The 19,050-nt window shown below is 46.5% G+C and carries 17 protein-coding genes; all 17 read right to left on the bottom strand.

What is annotated here, in order from left to right:
- Window positions 1-23: 23 nt before the first annotated feature.
- On the bottom strand, window positions 24-560 hold the full coding sequence (locus MKX40_RS13960; protein ID WP_339242425.1) for a GNAT family N-acetyltransferase: 537 nt from the start codon (window positions 558-560) through the stop codon (window positions 24-26).
- Between the two features lie 230 nt (window positions 561-790).
- The gene (locus MKX40_RS13955; RefSeq protein WP_339242423.1) at window positions 791-1,396 is read right to left on the bottom strand and encodes a pentapeptide repeat-containing protein; all 606 of its coding nucleotides are present in this window, start codon (window positions 1,394-1,396) and stop codon (window positions 791-793) included.
- A gap of 246 nt (window positions 1,397-1,642) precedes the next feature.
- Window positions 1,643-2,251, bottom strand: coding sequence for a GNAT family N-acetyltransferase (locus MKX40_RS13950; RefSeq protein WP_339242422.1), 609 nt, complete (start codon window positions 2,249-2,251; stop codon window positions 1,643-1,645).
- A 32-nt stretch (window positions 2,252-2,283) separates the two neighbouring features.
- Window positions 2,284-2,646 (bottom strand): Asp23/Gls24 family envelope stress response protein, encoded by a 363-nt coding sequence (locus tag MKX40_RS13945; protein WP_339242420.1) that lies wholly within the window; start codon window positions 2,644-2,646, stop codon window positions 2,284-2,286.
- A gap of 165 nt (window positions 2,647-2,811) precedes the next feature.
- Complete coding sequence (locus MKX40_RS13940) at window positions 2,812-3,288, bottom strand: hypothetical protein (RefSeq protein WP_339242418.1); 477 nt, start codon at window positions 3,286-3,288, stop codon at window positions 2,812-2,814.
- Complete coding sequence (locus tag MKX40_RS13935) at window positions 3,285-5,303, bottom strand: S9 family peptidase (RefSeq protein ID WP_339242416.1); 2,019 nt, start codon at window positions 5,301-5,303, stop codon at window positions 3,285-3,287. Before MKX40_RS13935 ends, MKX40_RS13940 begins: the two co-directional genes overlap by 4 nt.
- Before the next feature lie 21 nt (window positions 5,304-5,324).
- Window positions 5,325-6,254 (bottom strand): ABC transporter permease, encoded by a 930-nt coding sequence (locus MKX40_RS13930; protein WP_339242414.1) that lies wholly within the window; start codon window positions 6,252-6,254, stop codon window positions 5,325-5,327.
- A 16-nt stretch (window positions 6,255-6,270) separates the two neighbouring features.
- Entirely contained in the window at window positions 6,271-7,188 is a 918-nt protein-coding gene (locus tag MKX40_RS13925) for an ABC transporter permease (protein WP_017688654.1), read from the bottom strand.
- A gap of 106 nt (window positions 7,189-7,294) precedes the next feature.
- Window positions 7,295-8,860, bottom strand: coding sequence for an ABC transporter substrate-binding protein (locus tag MKX40_RS13920; protein ID WP_339242412.1), 1,566 nt, complete (start codon window positions 8,858-8,860; stop codon window positions 7,295-7,297).
- A gap of 2 nt (window positions 8,861-8,862) precedes the next feature.
- Window positions 8,863-10,068 carry a M20 family metallopeptidase gene (locus MKX40_RS13915; protein WP_339242410.1) on the bottom strand — a complete coding sequence of 402 codons (1,206 nt, stop codon included), beginning with the start codon at window positions 10,066-10,068 and terminating at the stop codon, window positions 8,863-8,865.
- Window positions 10,065-10,817 (bottom strand): FCD domain-containing protein, encoded by a 753-nt coding sequence (locus MKX40_RS13910; protein WP_339242408.1) that lies wholly within the window; start codon window positions 10,815-10,817, stop codon window positions 10,065-10,067. The genes MKX40_RS13915 and MKX40_RS13910 overlap by 4 nt, the downstream gene beginning before the upstream one ends.
- Window positions 10,818-10,995: 178 nt before the next feature.
- Window positions 10,996-11,709: a glycosyltransferase family A protein gene (locus tag MKX40_RS13905; protein WP_339242406.1), complete on the bottom strand. Its 714-nt coding sequence runs from the start codon at window positions 11,707-11,709 to the stop codon at window positions 10,996-10,998.
- Between the two features lie 158 nt (window positions 11,710-11,867).
- Complete coding sequence (locus MKX40_RS13900) at window positions 11,868-12,965, bottom strand: Gfo/Idh/MocA family oxidoreductase (protein WP_339242404.1); 1,098 nt, start codon at window positions 12,963-12,965, stop codon at window positions 11,868-11,870.
- Between the two features lie 12 nt (window positions 12,966-12,977).
- A complete protein-coding gene (locus MKX40_RS13895) occupies window positions 12,978-13,901 on the bottom strand; it encodes an AraC family transcriptional regulator (RefSeq protein ID WP_339242402.1) in 924 nt (307 codons plus the stop codon).
- A gap of 24 nt (window positions 13,902-13,925) precedes the next feature.
- On the bottom strand, window positions 13,926-14,930 hold the full coding sequence (locus MKX40_RS13890) for a Gfo/Idh/MocA family oxidoreductase (RefSeq protein WP_339242399.1): 1,005 nt from the start codon (window positions 14,928-14,930) through the stop codon (window positions 13,926-13,928).
- A gap of 472 nt (window positions 14,931-15,402) precedes the next feature.
- The gene (locus MKX40_RS13885; RefSeq protein ID WP_339242397.1) at window positions 15,403-18,195 is read right to left on the bottom strand and encodes an alpha-mannosidase; all 2,793 of its coding nucleotides are present in this window, start codon (window positions 18,193-18,195) and stop codon (window positions 15,403-15,405) included.
- 18 nt (window positions 18,196-18,213) lie between these two features.
- On the bottom strand, window positions 18,214-19,038 hold the full coding sequence (locus MKX40_RS13880; RefSeq protein WP_339242395.1) for a carbohydrate ABC transporter permease: 825 nt from the start codon (window positions 19,036-19,038) through the stop codon (window positions 18,214-18,216).
- Window positions 19,039-19,050 lie beyond the last annotated feature (12 nt).

Below are 19,050 nucleotides of genomic sequence, written 5' to 3'. Positions count from 1 at the left end.
GCCTCATCGCACAACCAACTTGATTAATATAAGTATCCTAAGAAATCTAGTTCTCCTTCTTCCCATAGCCGGCTTCCAACCTCTTTAATCATTAACCCCTCCACCTTTTGAGTCCCTACTCCAACTGTGGTTAAGGTTTCATGATTAATTTTCAACCACGTACATGTGTTGCTTACCGTTTTGAATCCATTTTTGCGATACAATTCCTCATGATCCGCAAATAAAAGGACAAAATCAACACGCTCTTTAGCCATCCTCTCCACTTCGGAAATTAACAATGAAGCGATTCCTTGAGCGCGAGCAGCTGGAGAAACACACAAATCGATGATCCCCATCACTCTGATCGGTGTTCCATTTAAATTCATCATCCTGTAATCCAGTCCCACTTGCCCAACGAGTTGGTTATCTGGGGTAAATGCCAATACCCTACTCTGTGGTATCTGCTTAAAGAACAATCTGTCTTTCGGATAAACCTCTGGAAAGCTTGCAACAAGTAATTCCTGAAGAAGAGTTGACCATTCTTCACTTAGTTCCACATCATATGTTTTAATTAATTTCAAAAAAATATCCTCCAAACCAAGTGATTCTGTCTTTTACTTTCGTTATAAGCCCAAAGACAATAACAGCAACAATAATAATTAATGTGACGGTCATGATAAACTTCATTTAGTTGAAACTTATGTTAACTACTTCTTGTTTATATCTATTATTCCCTCCTATTTTCTTAAATGTGAAAGCTTTATAGTCAAAAAGCCGCCTTAACGGCGGCTTCATGCTGCATATGTTCAACTCAATCTACTTTCGCACCATACGAGCGCACAAACAGAACGGCTTGTTCACGATCCAATCGTACCCCTTTGATATCCAGTGATTTCAGATCGATACCTTCCAGATTAGCCCCTCTTAGATCGGCCCCTTGCAGCTTGGCTCTGCTTAATACGGCTCTGGTAAGATCACAGTCTCTCAAATCCGCTTTGGTGAAATCCGTGTCCGTAAAGTCAGCTTCAAAGAAACGAATTCCTCGCAAGTCCTGTTTGCCTAATCGGGTATGTCTCAGATTCGTATAAGACCAATCGCCGTGACTTAGTGTAATGCCATCCATTTGCGCACCCGAAAAGTCCGATCCGGTCATCTTGCAAGAACTGAATTTGGAAGCAAATAGATTCGCACCACCAAATAAGCAATTTTCAAAAGCCGATTCTGTATGAATTGATCCATTCATGGAAGCCCCTTTGAAGTCACACTCAATGAAACGGCAATTACTTGTTTCGATTTCTTCCATAGAAGCGTTCATAAATGTACATTGTTTAAAAACACAACTTATAAGTTCTCCATAGCGCAGATCACGCCCCTCAAAATGTACTGCCTCATATTCCTGGTCCTTATATTGATACACTGGTTACACCCCGCATTATATATTTCTCCGTCTTTCTTCATTAAAAGAACTTTTTATACTATACCACACCCCTGTCAAGTACCTGCTTAAACACCACTGAAAGTCAAGTATCTTTTTTTGTAAAATGATCTTAAAACTACAAAAGGAACGCAATAAGCGTCCCTGCATCCCACACCATCGAATATTCCAATGTGTGCTTAAGTATATGAATCTGCCATTTCTTTATCTATTCGTATTAGAGAAACACTATACCAGTATTTTGGACATTCGGTACAGGGAAAGCGAAGGTTTGTTGATTTCCCCCACTCTCTGGTATCCCAGACGTTCATACAGTTTAATAGCTAGTAGATTTTCTCTTTTAACTGTAAGTGAAGACTTGGAGAAACCTTGTATTACAGCTTGCTCCTCTGCAAATTGAATGAGCTGTGTCCCTACACCAAGTCCTCTGCTCTCAGGCAAGGTAGCCAATGTCCCGATGTGGTATTCGTCGTTCTTCGCTTCTTTTAATGTCACCATGGAATAGAACTCTTTCCAATGTTGAAGATTATACTTAATCAGGCTCCAGTTCCGAAGTTCAAACAATTTGGTGAACGTTGGCAAAGCGAGCTTGTTCATTAGAGTGGTCGGATAACACATGATCATGCCCAGCGTTTTGTTCTGCATTTTGGCTTCATAAGCGTATTCGTGACTGAATCGGTTTCGTTTCGAACGCCATAACTTGTTGAAGGTTTTTTCTATAATGCTTGTATCCTTGGTACCCGCAAGCGAATAGGCCATATATTCAAGTGCCATCTGATTCAGTTGCCCGCCGACCAAGGACTGTGGACTGGCTTTTATTATGGAAATCTTATTCATCGCTGTCACTCCTCCAGGTAGTTGAAATTGGACTACATCCTCACATCAGGTTGATTGAAGGATATGCCCTCAACGATGACGTTCACGGTTTCAATGGTTAGACCAGTCAGTTGTTCTACATGCACTCTCACATTGTTTTGCAATTCCCTGCAGACTTCATGTACTTTTGTTCCATAACGAACTACAACCTTTAAGTTAATCTCCAGTCTGGATTCTATATTGCGGATTGCTATGCCATTTTGCAGACTTTTCCCACTCCACTTTTTGGTGATCCCTTCTACAAATCCTGTCGACATGGAGGAAATCTCACTGGTCGTATTTGCAATCTTGCCGACAATTTTGGAGATCACATCATCCGATATTTGAATTTTCCCCAGAACATTTTGAATGGACATCCCATGTCCTCCTTTTCACATCCATCATTTTTGATAGATAATAATATCATTTAATATAAATATAAATCATACAGAGTTCGATTTCAACTTTTTGAATTCAGTCGTCCACATTTCTAACTGTACATACCAAAAAAGCCGCGATCACGGCGGCTTCTGTTGGTCATACTATGGGAATTTCAATTGAATAAGGACAGGAATGCGGGAGGATGACCCGGTGTCTGTTCTCCCTTCCTCTGCTGCCTCGGTTTCTTCTACGTGTACGATCCATTGCCTGCCAATTAACGATTGCAGCAATTCAATCTCATGTTCAGTCAGATGAACATGCTTCAATGACAGATCGTCTTGAACATAATCCCGATCCACCTTACGGTCAAACCGGAAATCGAGCAATCTCTTCAATGCGTTAATATGCAAAAACTTGAACTCATAACCTTGACGTATCGCCATCTCCCAGTCGTCTCCGATATCAGCTGCTGTCTGTAGTCTTTCATCAAAATCCATCGCGGGTTCTTTAACCAGAGGCAGCAACTGGGAAAAGTCACGACGTTGCAACCATTCAATCATGTTCTCCTTGGTTGCACCACTTGTCAGTGCATTCTCTACAAGAAGCCCTACAGGAATGGACAACTGAGTTCGGCTCATTGCTCGCCCTCCTCATTCCCGAGATACTGATTGAACCAGGCATTCACCTGTTCGAAGCTATCGATCCGCAGCGATGGTTTACCGCTTTTGAGCAAACTGTGATTGGAGCCCGGATAACGGATCAGCTTGGTCTTTTTGCCATATCGTTTTAACGTTGTATATAATTCTTCCGCTTGCGCAATCGGTGTCCGATAGTCCTGTTCCCCGTGCATGATCAGAAGCGGCGTCTCAATATGGTGTGCATGGGCAAGAGGTGAGCGAGACCATAGGAATTCAGCGTTTTCCGCCGGATTACCTCCAATGACTCCCTCCACATAGGAAATTCCAATATCGCTCGTTCCGTACATGGATAACCAGTTAGAGATACATCGCTGGGTTACAGCAGCCTTGAAACGGTCCGTATGTGCTACGATCCAGTTCGTCATTACACCGCCATAACTGCCACCTGCGACACCCAGACGTGATGCATCAAGGAAATCATACGTAGCCAATGCATAATCAACAGCTTCCATCAGATCCCGGTAATCGCCTCCGGCGAAGTCACCACGGCAAGCTCTGGCAAACTCCTGACCGTATCCCATACTTCCGCGAGGATTGATCCACAGCACAGCGTAACCTTGCGCAAGAAGTGTCTGCATCTCATGACTGTATGTTCCCGTATACATCGCATGAGGTCCACCATGTATTTGAAGTATGAGTGGTAGCTTCCCATGGTTGCCACGTATTGCCGGAGTAGCTAACCAACCTTGAATCGGCCATCCATCGGAAGACTTAAACTCTACACGTACAGGCGCATTTACAACTAAACCCGCCATGAATTCATCATTTCGCCGGGTGAGCCTGAACATCTCACCACTATCCATATTCACGCGATATAACTCTCCAGGATGTTCATCAGTCAACGCAGCGATAACGAGCGAAGTACCATCTGGCGTTAAGGTATACTGATACACATCCTTTTCACGAGTGTCCGTCACCGATTGACAAGCTCCATCTTCTTGAATGCGATACACGTCCACATTCCCGTTATGCGTTCCGAGTACATACACACCACGTTCCGGATGATGGATATCCGAGACAGGAGAAGGTGATGCACCTGCTGACTTCATATCTCCCAGTGCTGCGTTACCAATCTGCATATCTAACTGTGGTGCAATTATCCTGGGTTCCCCCCGTTGAACAGGGACAGCGTATAAGTTGTTGTGGCTCCCGCTACCATACTCACGATCACTGGCGATCAAGATCAGCTGCTGCCCGTCCGGTGAATAGGAAAACTGGCTAATTGCCAGACTGGAATCCGTCACTTTGAAGAACGTATTCTCTCCCAATTGAATGCTGTATACATCTGTAAAGTACAACAGATCCGCATCAAGTTCCTCATCCTCCACTTGCTTGGATATGAAGGAAAGATACTGGCTATCTGGCGACCATGCCGGAGCACTGATATTCCACAGCCCGGAAGTTACCTGCGTGATCTCCCCGCTGGCGATCTCATATACAAACAAATGGCTGTATTGACCATCCCACCATCCAGCCCCTTCTGCCTTCGGCGTTGTACGCTCAAAAACCTTACCTCGTAGCGCAGGTGCGGACTGCTGTTGGGGATCAGCTGTCTTCTGTTGATCCTCCGGTTGCACTTTGCTGGTAAACGCAATGTAATGCCCGTTCGGCGACCAGATATAATTCAATATCTTACGTGCGGGAGAGATCAGCATGACAGACTCTTTTTTATCCGAATCGAGCACCCATAGTCCTTTACCTCCATCCACAGAGCGAATGAATGTGAGTTGTGTGCCATCCGGCGACCATGCAGGCGAAGAATCCTTCGTACCATCTGAAAGTGCAATATCTTCATCACCATCGAGCGAAATCCCTCTTATTTGCGTGTTATATTCGTTTTTATCCTGATCAATGGTTTGTTCCACATAAGCCACTTGTCCGTTCGGGCTGACAACAGGCTGACTTATCCAACGATAGTGAAGCAGATCCTCCGGCATAATTGGTCTTTGATTCATAATGATGGCTCCCTTCTCCGTTTATTTTTGGGTTGTCTCCGTACGTGGATCAAGCACATCACGCAGCCAATCTCCAAGGAAAATAACACCGAGTACGGTAAAAGTAATGGCTAGTCCCGGGAATGTAGCGACCCACCAGCTTGTTGCAACATATTGTCTGCCATCACTGAGCATGCCTCCCCAGGATACATCAGGTGGTTTGATGCCCAGACCCAGGAAACTGAGTGAAGCTTCCATAATAATCGTCGTGCCCACATTCATCCCACAGATCACGATAAAGGACGAGAGGATATTCGGCAGAATATGTTTCACAATCAGTCTTCCGTTCTTCGCACCGATCGATCTGGCCGCATGAACAAAATCCCGCTCCTTGATACTAAGGACCTCACTTCTGACCACACGGGTGAATGGAACCCAATTTGTCACCCCGATGACAAAGATTAGCGTTGTAATACCCGGACCAACAATCGCCATCACAACGAGCATAAATAGAATGGTTGGGATCGCCATAAAGGCATCACCTACACGCATGATGATGGCATCCAGCCATTTCCCGTAGAATCCGGATACCAACCCCAAAATGGCGCCAATGATGCCTGATACAATCACGGCACCCATCCCCACGATTAAGGAAACCCGGGCACCATATACAATTCGGCTCCACATGTCTCTGCCCAGATTGTCGGTCCCCAGCCAGTATTCGGCCGTTCCACCCTCAAGCCATGCAGGCGGTTTAAGGCGATTGAGCGGATTCACTGCCGCTGGATCATGACTCGTCAATAGAGGTGCACCTATGGCGATTAACACCACCAACAATACAAGCACAGCACCAAACATTCCGGTCTTGCTGATGATCAGTTGTTGCCAGATATAACGAAATCCCGTTGGTGCACGCCCATTGTCCTGTCCCTGTTCTGTACCCGGAATTGGCATTTCATTGCTGCCTGTCATATGATTGCACCTCCTTCTAGTCGTATTTGATGCGCGGATCAAGCAGCCTGTAGGCCACATCCGTCAAGATGTTGATTACCACAACGATAAAAGCAATGACAAACACCGCGGCCTGTACAATCGCCATATCATGTGTGTTGACTGCAACGACCAGCAATTGACCCAGTCCAGGCCAGGAGAATACCGTTTCCGTAATCAAGGTTCCCCCGATCAGACTTGTAAACTGCAAACTCATGATCGTCACCACAGGAATCAATCCATTCCGAAACGCATGTTTCACAATAACGACCATCCGACCCAGTCCTTTGCTCCGGGCTGTTCGAATATAGTCCTGATTCAGAATCTCTAACATACTTGAGCGAATCAGCCGGGTCATCTGCGCAGCCAGTCCAACGCCAAGCGTGAATGCCGGCAAGATCAGATGTGACAATCCTCCGCGACCGGATACCGGCAATACACCCAACATGACGGAGAACAAGAGGATGAGCATGATCCCCATCCAGAAGTTTGGCATGGCCTTACCAATGACGGATATTCCGGAAATGATGAGATCCGTAAACGTATTGCGTTTGACAGCTGAAATGACACCAAGTGGCACAGCCATAAGTACAGCAAAAAACATGGCGGCTACTGCCAGTTCAAAGCTGGCAGGCAATCTCTCCAGCACTAGTTCTAATGCAGGCTGATTGTAGCGAAAAGACTGACCAAAGTCTCCCTGGATCGCACTTCCCAGAAACTTCACGTACTGCGTATATAAAGGCTGGTCCAAACCAAGTGCCTGCGTCAAGACAGCACGATCTTCAGCGGTAGCCGTTTCAGGCAACATTAGCGCAACCGGATCACCGGTGACTCGAACCAAAATGAACACAATTAATGAAACAATGAACAGCACCGGAATGATCTGCAGTAATGACTTAAGTACGTATTTGCCCATTCCTTGTTCACCTCCCTTGTTAAGAAAAAGAACGGCAGGAACATGGTTATCCAGTCCCTGCCGTTCACGGCCTTATCTTTTCAATGACCGGTTATAATGCTCGATGTTACTGTGTAACAGGTGTAATCTCGTCAGCATAGAACATCTCGTCACTGCGCGGCGCGAAGTTCACTTTGGCGTTTGTTCCGTACACACCTTCCATTTGGTACAGATATACGGCTGGGCGTTCTTCAGAGAAGATCTGCTGTACTTGCTGATACTCTTTCTCACGAGCCGCTGGGTCCATATTCACCAATGCAGATTGAAGCAGTTTTTCTACTTCAGGATTGTTGTAATCCGACTCGCCTTTGGCTTCTTCCAACATATAACGATTGTAGTTATTCGAAGCATCGAACAAGGAGTTACCAATACCGATCATGAAGATTTCTTTGAATGATTTGGAGCTGTAACGTTCACTGAATGCACTTGCTTCCAGGACATCCAGATTGATTTTGAATCCGGCTTGTTCCAGCATCGCTGCAACAACTTCAGCTTGTTCTTTGTATTGTGCAGAAACGGAGATGGTCATCTCAGCTTCACCTTCTGCATAGCCAGCTTCTTGCAGCAATTGTTTTGCTTTTTCCAGGTCATAAAGTGACGTTTTGTACAATGAAGGATCAGCACCAAAGTTGCCTGGCGTTACGGATGTGCGGGTTACAATACCTGCCCCGCCGGCAATGCTGTCCACGATTCCTTGTTTGTCAATCGCCAGGTCAATCGCTTCACGCACTTTTGGATCAGCCGTGATGCTGCCTTCCGTCTGACGGAAGATCAACTGAAGCACACGCTGGATTGGTGCTTTGACAATCTTCTTGTCTTCTTCACCTTCGATCCGGGCAATGTCAGTGGACGGAATGGAAGACGCGACATCTACACCACCAGCGAGCAATTCGGATACACGTGTGGAGGCTTCAGGAATAACGCGGAATACCACTTCATTCCATTTGGGTTCACCGTCGAAGTAGTTCTCGTTTTTCACCAATTCGACACGATCGTCTTTGGTCCATTTACTGAACTTGTAAGGACCTGTGCCTACCGGCTGTTTCAGGAAAGTATCAAATCCTTTATCCGCAATATATTTTGCCGGCAGAATACCAGCTCCCATTTTGGACAAACGATTCAGCAAGAGCGGATCTGGACCATCCGTGATGATGTCTACGGTATAGTCATCCACCGCTTTAACTTCTACGATATTTTTGAAATAACTGTTTTGTTTCAATGTCTCATCCTTGGCTACGCGCTCCAGCGTGTATTTTACATCTGCTGAAGTGAAAGGATCGCCATTGTGGAAGGTTACGCCTTCACGCAGCTTGAATCTCCATGTTGTATCATCAACCTGATCCCATGATGTCGCGAGTCCCGCCACTTTTTTCTGTTCACTGTCATTTTTGATCAGATAATCAAAAACGTTCACCAGAACCGCTTCACTAGAAGTGTTGTTGTTGTTGTGCGGATCGAAACTCTCAATATCTGTTGCCGCAGCAATGGTCAGTGTTGTACTTGGACTTCCACTGTCCGTTCCTCCTGTTGCGGTATTATCATTCGTGCTTGTCGTTTTACCTCCGCAAGCGCTGAGTACCATTACGATTGCCAGTAAGGTGATCCACAAGCCTGTCCATTGTCTTTTTTTCATTGTCATTGCTCCCCCTCAGAAGTTGTATTCCTTGCCAAAAATTCAAGAGCTACTGCTGACAACATGCCCACACCATATGGCATCGCTGTCTCATCGAGATCAAACATGGGATGGTGGAGTGGATAACGAGTACGTTCCTCATCATTACCAGATCCTAGTCTGAAAAACACACCCGGAATCTGCTCACAATAAAAAGCGAAATCCTCGCCCCCTGTAGAGGGTTTGATATAGTTCCATCCCTTCTGCGCATTAACCTGATCACAGGTCTTTGTCAGCAGATCAACCATGCCAAGATCATTCACAACAACAGGGTATCCATCTCCATAGACAACTTCGCATCCTGCTCCGAAAGAATCACAGACCCCTTTAACAACCTGCTCGATCAAAGCTGGCATCTGTTCACGAATGGCAGGTGAGAGTGTACGAACCGTACCAATCATCTCCACTTCCGGGGCGATGGCTGTTCCCATATAACCTCCGGTGATTTTGCCAATGGTGATTACAGCGGGTTCAAGCGGATCTACCATCCGACTGACGATATTTTGCAAGGCGGTGATAACCTGTGCTGATACCGCAATCGCGTCAATGCCCTCATGCGGACGAGCTGCATGTCCACCCTTGCCAAACACCTTGATGACCAATGGATCAGCTGATGCAAATGCAACGCCCTGACTTACGCCCAAGGTTCCCGTGTCCTGTCCAGGGGTCATGTGTAACCCTGCAATGGCATCAACCTTCGGGTTCTCCAGAACACCGTCCTGGATCATGGCTCTTGCTCCTGCAAGTCCTTCTTCCGCTGGCTGGAAAATGAATTTGATGTTGCCTGATTTCGGTCTCCCAAGTCCAGTAAGTAGTTGAGCTGCTCCCATCAGGATGGAGGTGTGAGCGTCATGTCCACACAGATGCGCTTTGCCTTCCACTTGCGAGCGGTACTCCACTGCTTTCTGATCTTGGATTGGCAGAGCATCCATGTCTGCTCGCAAGGCAAAGGTTGGTCCGTCGGTCTCTCCGCGAAGCAGGCCTGTAACCCCGGTCTGTCCCACATTACGTGTAACTTCCAGACCCAGGCTCTCCAGATGTTCAGCTACGATAGCGGAAGTACGATGCTCCTCGTAACCGATTTCCGGATGGCGATGTAAATCTCTGCGCCAAGCAGTTAACTGGGCTTGTAGTGGCTGAGCCAGCTGTATTAGTTCTGAACGATTCATTCGCTGTCATTCCCTTCATTTTCATCCGATTCAGAAACCAAACGGGCATAGATTGCATCCGCCGAGAATTCGATATGTTTTTTCATCATCTCTCGGGACTTGAATTGGTCATGTGCCTTCAGTGCTTCAAGAATCTCCATATGTACACCATGGTTGACCGTACGTATCCGGTCATCATAAGGCATCAAGTCGAGCGCCGGATTAATTTTGGTCCGAATCTGTCTGACAGCCTTCTCGCAATAGGGATTCCCGGAAGCTTTGGCGATGGTCAGATGAAATTTCACATCCAGCGCTCTGAACCATTCCCTTGTACAGTCTGGCTCTATACTTTGCTCCATATAGCTCTCCAGAAGCTCCAGTTCGCCTGCGGTGATCCGCTCAGCAGCGAGAAAAGCTCCCTCCGGCTCGATGATGGTTCGATATTCAAACACCTTGAGCATCTGTGCCCAATCCCGTTTAATCTCTTCTCTGGTCCGTTTATGCGAATTGGCTGTCAGAGGCAATACAAATGTTCCACCTTTGGCACCCACCCTTTTCTCAATCAAACCTTTCTCTTCCAGTGAAGAGAGTGCCTCACGAACGGTAATGCGACTTACATTAAAAATCTCTGCCAGATCTCGCTCGGCTGGAAGCTGTTCTTCACTCATTAATTCCTTCAGAATAATGGCTTCTTCCAGTTGTTCTCTAATGAACTCACTAACCTTTTTGGTAGATACTTTCTCAAAACGAAATGAAAACGTACTGGACATCTAAACACTCCGATCTGTATATGGTCTAGACCTTATACCATTAATATAATTCCGACTAAACTTATATGCAATACTTTTTTTCAAGTTAATTCATATTTTTTTCTCACCACCTCCCAATTGAACCATTTTGGGCACAAAAAAGACGCATCTGCAATGGGCAGAAGCATCTCTTTCTCCTCTATAGTTTCTTGCAAGCAAAGGGTCTGAAATCGTCCGTAACCGCAAGTTTGGTGCTTCCCTCCAGGTAGAAGTTATCATCCGCTCTCCACGTATGGCTTTTTTTGTTCTGTCTACGGTGATAGACATAATTGAATGGTGAGGTCGCGTACGCTTTGAATCCTCTTTTTCTGCATTGTCTCAGGAAGGTTACATCTTCCCCTATTGAACGGTCCGTGAAGCGGACTTTTTTCAAGACCTCCCTTTTGAATAAAATCGTGCCGCCCTGTACAAATTCAACCGGTTTATTTTTCTCAGTAGGTGATCTGACCAATAGTGTCTTAGAAGCACCCAGGTAGACCAGACAGGAATGTTTGCCCACAATATCACTTTGGGTCCGTCTGAGTTCTCTCACCTGTTCCGCCAAATAATGCGGTGAATAGTAGTCATCATCATCAAATTTGGCGATCAACGAAAAGCGAGTCCTTGTTATTCCGGCGTTTAAGCATTGTCCTAGCGATATGCTCTCCGGAACTTGGTATACATGAACATTGGCAAGATTTCGAACGCGTTTCTGATATAATGACAGATTCATATGGTCATGGTTCAGAACAATGATCAGCTCTTTGCTTTGATAATGCTGCCGACTGTAATTCTGTAGGATGTTCTCAAAAAATTGCGGCCGATTGGTACATACAACAATGGAAACACCATGACTCGTTTTATGTTTAGTCAAGACATACCCTCTTTTCAACTCCGTTTTCTCTCAGCATATGTGCCGAAATAGTGTCTGGTATGGACCAATAGCTAGTAACCACAACACCCAAAAACCCTCTGTCCACAATAACGGGACAAAGGGTTCTGTAATCTGTTCTTTCTGTATTTCGTTCTGTTCTATGCTTCGTTAGCGTTATTCAAGTATACAGCCTTGCCTGTACGAGCAGATTCATAGAGTGCTTCCAGGATCTGAGATACAACGAGCGCTTGTTTTGGTGTAACGACTGGCTCCTGATCGTTCTCAATCGCTTCGATCCACTTTCTCATCTCCACATCCGGTGCGCTCTCACTCTTGCCATCATAGAATGCTACCCCGCCTGCACTCAGTTCAATCTCGTTGGTGTATAGACGGCTGAATTTCTCGCCATTGATGCGCAGTCCGTTCTTCATATCCGCACCCGCTTCGCTTCCGCTCAAGCTGCATTTGGCTTCATCCACGTCCAGTGAGTTAAGCGCCCAGCTGGATTCCAGCATGATCGTTGCACCATTCTCCATCACAATCATGCCAAAGGCCGAGTCTTCTACGGAGAATTGTTTCGGGTCCCATGGGCCCCAGGCGTTGGCCGCATTTTCACGTTGCGAGAGTTCATGGTAGGTCGTGCCGAGTACAACCTTTGGTTGATAGTTATCCATCATCCAGAGCGTCAGATCAAGTGCGTGCGTACCAATATCAATCAGCGGACCGCCACCTTGTTTCTCCTCATCCAGGAAAACACCCCAGGTTGGTACTGCTCTCCGTCTAATGGCATGTGCTTTGGCAAAATAGATATTCCCCAGATCACCCGCTTCGCACACCTTCTTCAAATATTGACTGTCTTCTCTGAAACGGTTGTTGTATCCAATCGTCAGTTTCTTACCGGTACGTTCTGCCGCTTCCAACATGAGTTGTGCTTCAGCAGACGTCTTCGCCATTGGTTTCTCACACATGACATGTTTGCCCGCTTCCAGGGCAGCAATGGAAATCTCGGCATGGGAAATATTCGGGGTAAGCACATGCACAATATCCAGAGACTCATCCTTGAGCAGTTCCTGATAATCTGTGTAGACCTCAGCATCTGTAGAGCCATATTTTTGCTTGGCTTCATCTGCACGTTCCTGAACAATATCGCAGAAAGCCACCAGTTCAACATTATCCAGTTTACTCAGACTTGGCAGATGTTTACCATTCGCGATTCCACCACAGCCAATAATTCCGATACGATATACTTTACTCATATATATTCACCCTCACTTAAGTATTGGTTGTTTCATTTTACGAAAAGCCGACGGGGTCATCCCCAGACGTTTACGAAATACAGCATGCAAATAGTTGGCATTATTGAAGCCTGAAGCGAGAGCGATCTGTTCGATGGATATATTACTTTCCTCCAGATTACGGCACACGGCGCGCAGACGAATATCCTCCAGTACGCGGCTGAACGGCATCTCAGGCTGTACTTGATAGAAGATTCTCTGCAATTGTCTGCTGCTGATATGAAGTTTCTCAGCTACATGCTCCAGCGTGACTGCTGTAGGATGATTCGCCTCCATATACTGCACTGCATACTCATAACGATACGCCGACATGTCCCGAACAGGGGCTTCCGGTCGATTCCCACCGGTGTCGTATGCGCGCACGGTTTTGAGTAATATGCTAATGACCAGTTGCTTGATCGATGTATAATAACCTAATAATTTCTGATCACATGCCTCATAGGCTTCCAAAAAACACTGCATCGCCCGATGATAATCATTCACCGGGGTATGCGGAAGCGTTCTCAGCTTTTCAATCGTCTCCTCAGATTCAGCGGCTTCCCAAGGATCGACATGCTCTCTTGGCTTGTGAACGATATCCACATGAAGACAGAGTTCATCCATATCCTCTTTGGCATCCGCCTCCTGATAATGAACGACACCCGGACCGGTCAAATACAGCATACCTTCCGAGAGTGCATGTGTCTGGTCATCGAGAATAACCTTACCTTTACCTCTCGGGATAAAATGAAATTCAAACTCCGCATGATTATGGAAATCCACAACTCGGCCCGCTGGAAAAGAAGTCAGATGAAATCGCATTACGCGAATCTCATAATGTCCCCACACCATTGCAATATCCAGTCTCTCTAGGAGATCCTGCCGTTCAAGCATTTTCTCATAAGGATACAGGCTCAAGTTTGCATACCTCCTTTATAAAACCTAACCCTTCAACTCACTCAGAGTGATTCTGCGTCCTTCCTTGTTAGAGAGATTCGCGGCTTCCATTAACCGGGTCAGCTCCATAGCGATCTGCACGTTTTCCGTTGCATCCGTATCATGTTGTATATGTGTGACCCATTGATTGAATGCGCTTTCCCTTTTGTCTGCCAAAGGAAGTTCAGTCCATTCTTCATACTGTCCTTGTGCTGCTTTTGTACGAATCAACAGCTTATCATCAGGTGTCCCGTAGAGAAGGGTGCCTTCCGTACCATGAACCTCAATCGTAAACGGAGAATGGCTATTCACAAAACCAGCTTCAACAACACCAACTGCTCCGGAATCCGTAAACAAGGTTGCAACTGCATTATCTTCCACTTCTTTGCCTGTAATGTATCCGAAGTTCGCATTAACCGCTGTTACTTCCTGACCCAGAAACAATTTGGCCAGATACATAGGATGGCAGCCCAGATCAATCAGTGCACCGCCCTGACAATCCTTCAGATCATAGAAGTGTTCAGGTAACCAGTTCGAAATCGCTCCACCATGCGATAAACGTGCTCTAACATAAGTCACTTTGCCAAGCAATCCCTGGTTAAGTACATCTTGAATCGTGAGCGTATACCCTGCATTCAGACGTGGTAAGGAGACTGTCATCTTGACTTTGTTTGCCTTTACCTCATCAAGGATTCTGTTGGATTCCGCTTGTGTCGCTGCAATAACTTTCTCCGTGAAGATGTGTTTCCCTGCTTTTGCAGCAGCGGTGATCACCTCTTCATGAATGCGGGTTGGCGCATCTACAATAACGGCATCGATGTCATCCTTAGCCAGCATATCTTCGAGTGAAGCATAGAATGGTACGTTTAAACGTTCAGCCGCTTCCTGTCCCCGCTTGGCATCTTCATCCCACACCGCTGCGATGACTGTATCCTCATGTTCCTGTGCCTGCTTGATGTAATCCCATGCGTGAACATGCCACAAGCTAATTTTCCCAATTCGAATGGTCACTGTTGTTTTACCTCCAAAGGATATAAGCTGAACCTGTAAAATTTACACTGAGCCACTCCGATTGCAGTACCATCTTCAGATCACTGTTATCCCCGTATTTTTTGAATCTTTTCCTAATGGAGAAAATCCGGGGATAGCGTATGCTTCCGGTGGAGCTTTCTTTCAGAAAGCTTTTAGGTGAACGCTCCGCTTCTACAGATTGGTTCTGCACTCTTCGTTTACATGTAAATGTTACATTCATCTTATATAATATTCTGACATTTATCTATAAGTTATCACAGAGTTAATGTATTTTTAATAGAAACTCACGACAATAAATGTATAAAATCACGACACGTATATCATTAGGTATGTATGCGGTTTTCCCATATTACTTTGGGTGTGGGTGCATTTAACGGGACACATGACAAAACCTCCTGTCCACGCTACCGCGAACAGGAGGTTCCTAAGATAATAATGTTCAAACATCAACTCAACGTAACGCATACCCTTGTGTAACAATCTTGAACCCGGATATCGTCTGGCTGTCCTCTTCCAACGTGTCCTTGACCCGTTCCAGCACATCGCTCTCATAGACATAGGCGCATTCGAATCCAGGCTGAACGTTCAACTCTGCGGCTTCGGTATTCAGATTATACCAGCGAGCGATCACGTCTCCCGTTTCCTCCGCGATCTTCAATGTGGAGAAGGCTAGTGACGAACTTTGTGTATTCCACGCTAACCATTGCTTCGACAGAGGCAACTCCACCTTCTGCCCATCAGCTCCGGCATGAACTTCCCACTCAAAAGTGCGTGCTAATGATCCTAGCTGCACAGTCGTCCACGGAATTGGATACACATATGCGGAAGCACATGCTCCCGACTGTGCAGCATCACCTGCAAATGGAATAATCGCATATTCCACACTCTGATGTCCCAGACATTGGGCTTCTGGTGTTTCAAACACACCCCAATCTCCCAGTTCCGAGGAAGCACGCAGCAGCGTTACCGCAATCGTACTGCCCTCTTCATGCTGTAAAATCTCGTATTCATTCAGCCCTTTGTTTGCAATCATCAAGCCACGGTCACCATCCGTCACATGTACAAAGGTTTGCTGATGCTGCGCATTACTCGGATTCACCCATTCCTTGGCTGGTGTGTTCGAACGTTTGGCAACCTCAAAGATGGAATCTGCATAATGTTCCTCTGTCACCAGTCCGGATGGAAAGAGTGCACGCAGCCGATGATCCTTGGCCTGATTGTTAAATTCAGATTTTACTTTGACCATATTACTGCCTGCTTCCAGCGTATACGTTGTCGTAATTACCAGCGGAACCGTGTTCTTCACCCGCTGTGCCTTCCGTTCTGTAAAAGGAACCATTTGGCGCTTCTCCAGCTCGAACAGTTCATCTGCTCCAGCAGGAATGTCCCAGTGTAATACACTCTCCATGACTGCACGATACGGAGATTGCTCCACGATCCGCAGGTCTGCCTTCAGATGCTTCGTGGTCAGCGTCATCTCTCCGTCAGGCTGACGATAGACGTATTCATTGCCGATATCACCGGTATTTTCATATGAATTCAAGCCCCTGTATACAGCACCGGAGACCTTATCTTCAATCGTTGCCGTACCATTCTCTTCAATCGTCACCCGCAAATGACCGTTTTCCATCATCATTCCCTGAACCTGAACGAGTTCGCTCGTAGCGGGCACTTCAGCAATCTCTGTTTGCTTCTGAACTGGAATAAGAGCATACGTCTTATAACCCAGCGAAGGTACATCCACCGCCTGGAAAGTCACTCTAACTTTACGAGCCATATAAGGCTGTCGGAAGCGATCCTTCGGAAGTTCATAACCGAAATGTGCACCCAGATCCTTGATTTCAGCCGAGTACGTGTGTCCATCCGAATCGACCAGTTGATATGCTGGCAGTGCATCTTTTTCCACCTTCTGTGCAAGTGCCTGAGGATTAGGCCCTTCCGGGAAAAAGGCTTTGTCCACAATAAGATCCATCTCCATGATGCCATTTCGATTCCACCCACTCGTGTTGAATACAGTGAACGGCACGGCTTCCTCTCCCCAAGCCTCAGCAGGTTGCGCACGAATGGATTCAGCAATCGCTTGCGCGCTCTGGGAAACCAATTTCTCTGCAAGCTGTCTGCTCTTGGCGAAGCGGGTCACCATCTCACGGTGAACCTCATCCACACTGCATCCGCAGATGCTATCATGCGGGTGGTTCTGCATCAGCATCTTCCAAGCATGTGTTAACAGATGATGCGGATAATCTTTAACCCCGGCTACATGGGCCATGGCGGCCAGTGGTTCAGCTACTTTTTCGAGCAACGTCTGCCCCTGCTGATTCAACTGTTTCAGATAAACCCGTGCGGATGCCGTGTTCACCAGTGTTCCCCAACCATCCGTATGCTGACTGCGAAGTTCACCTTCAATGGTCGCCAGATTTTCAGGGACATCTTTCGTAACCGCCTCAATGTAATCGTCAAAATTGGAGTGAATAAATTCCACATCCGGATACAACGCAGCCGCCGTGCGTAAAGCCTCAGGCAGATCCGTCTGGATCGGCTGATGATCACAACCATTCATGAACAACAGATGTGGAGTCGAGGCGAATTTCTCGGCATCCTCCAGATTTTTATCCCAGTATACTTGAGCTTTCTCTGGTTCAACCGGAACTTCCATCCCATTGCAGTACCAATTCGCGAACAAAATACCGAGCACTTCCGAGCCATCCGGCGAACGCCAGATCATCTCGGAATAGGGAGATTCGTAACTATCCGCATCAACCACGGCATTATTGAATCCGGTAGGCTTTACCCCGCGCCCGAAGATCGCGTTATGAATGTCCGCCTGTTGCAGAATCTGCGGTGCCTGTCCCATATTTCCGAATGAGTCAGGGAAGTACCCCGTCTTGGATATCACACCGAATGGACGAGCATCACGATGACCGATGAGCAGATTTCGCAAGTTGGCCTCGCTGCTGGTCAGAAACTCATCCTGTAACACATACCATGGGCCAAAATGAATCCGTCCTTCACGAATATAGCGGTCAAGTCTCTCCTGTTGTTCAGGCCGAACCTGCAAATAATCCTCACGAATAATCGTCTGCCCGTCCAGATGGAAATAACGATATTCCGGGTCCTGATCGAGCGTGTCCAGCAGTTTATCCATCAGCTCAATGAGAAGAACATGATGATGTTCATAAGGCATATACCATTCCCGGTCCCAATGGGTATGCGAGATGAGATGTGCCGTCTTTTTGGTTGTCATGTTGCGTACCTCCTGTCATTAACCTTTGGTTGCCCCGCCCATGCTGAAGCCTTTGGACATGTAACGCTGGGAGAAGATATATAGCACAACCGAAGGCATCGTATAAAGTAGTGAAAATGCAGCCAATCTGCCGTATTCAACCATGCCGTGGCTGCCGAAGAATTGATAGATCGTGACCGATGCCGGAAGTTTCTCCGGTGTCTGGAGCAGGATATATGGCACGAAGAAGTTGCCCCAACTTCCCGAAAAGGTAAATATCGCTATCGTTGCAATACCTGGCAACATCAATGGTGCTACGATTCGTCTCAAGCCATTCCAGACGGACGCGCCATCAATCCATGCCGATTCTTCCAGATCAATGGGCACCGAATCCATGAAGTTTTTCATCATCCAGATACCGTAAGGAAGTGAAGATGCGGTCAGGAACAGCATGGTGGCAATGATGCTATTTTGCATTTTGAAGAACAGAAACATTTGAAATACCGGAACCATCACGGCCGTAATCGGAAGAGCTGTCATGAACAGAATGGATAACAGGAAGCTCTTTTTAAATCTCATTTCATAACGGGACAGAGGATACGCAGCAAGTACTGATACCAAAACAACCAATACCGCTTGCCCTCCCGACAGAATCAGGCCGACACCGAATGAACGAAGATTGCTCGCATCCCCGAGTACATCCTTGAAATTTTGAATGGTCCAGGTACTGGGCATTTTGATGCCCTGCTGTGCGTTCGGATCAAATGAAGCCAAAATGATCCAGAGCAGCGGCAATAAAAAACAGAGCCCTAGAAAGACTAGAATCCCGTACTGGATTTTACGTTGAAGCCCATGTTTGACCATAGGGATCGAACC

The organism is Paenibacillus sp. FSL R5-0517, assembly GCF_037974355.1.
GTDB lineage: Bacteria > Bacillota > Bacilli > Paenibacillales > Paenibacillaceae > Paenibacillus.
This window is presented reverse-complemented; position numbering and strand designations above follow the sequence as displayed.

Excerpts from the sequence above, each read along its gene's own strand:
- MKX40_RS13885 (WP_339242397.1), bottom strand. The coding sequence starts at position 18,195 with ATGACAACCAAAAAGACGGCACATCTCATCTCGCATACCCATTGGGAC.
- MKX40_RS13915 (WP_339242410.1), bottom strand. The coding sequence starts at position 10,068 with ATGAATCGTTCAGAACTAATACAGCTGGCTCAGCCACTACAAGCCCAG.
- MKX40_RS13910 (WP_339242408.1), bottom strand. The coding sequence starts at position 10,817 with ATGTCCAGTACGTTTTCATTTCGTTTTGAGAAAGTATCTACCAAAAAG.
- MKX40_RS13950 (WP_339242422.1), bottom strand. The coding sequence starts at position 2,251 with ATGAATAAGATTTCCATAATAAAAGCCAGTCCACAGTCCTTGGTCGGC.
- MKX40_RS13900 (WP_339242404.1), bottom strand. The coding sequence starts at position 12,965 with ATGAGTAAAGTATATCGTATCGGAATTATTGGCTGTGGTGGAATCGCG.
- MKX40_RS13930 (WP_339242414.1), bottom strand. The coding sequence starts at position 6,254 with ATGACAGGCAGCAATGAAATGCCAATTCCGGGTACAGAACAGGGACAG.
- MKX40_RS13945 (WP_339242420.1), bottom strand. The coding sequence starts at position 2,646 with ATGTCCATTCAAAATGTTCTGGGGAAAATTCAAATATCGGATGATGTG.
- MKX40_RS13925 (WP_017688654.1), bottom strand. The coding sequence starts at position 7,188 with ATGGGCAAATACGTACTTAAGTCATTACTGCAGATCATTCCGGTGCTG.
- MKX40_RS13935 (WP_339242416.1), bottom strand. The coding sequence starts at position 5,303 with ATGAATCAAAGACCAATTATGCCGGAGGATCTGCTTCACTATCGTTGG.
- MKX40_RS13920 (WP_339242412.1), bottom strand. The coding sequence starts at position 8,860 with ATGAAAAAAAGACAATGGACAGGCTTGTGGATCACCTTACTGGCAATC.
- MKX40_RS13940 (WP_339242418.1), bottom strand. The coding sequence starts at position 3,288 with ATGAGCCGAACTCAGTTGTCCATTCCTGTAGGGCTTCTTGTAGAGAAT.
- MKX40_RS13880 (WP_339242395.1), bottom strand. The coding sequence starts at position 19,038 with ATGGTCAAACATGGGCTTCAACGTAAAATCCAGTACGGGATTCTAGTC.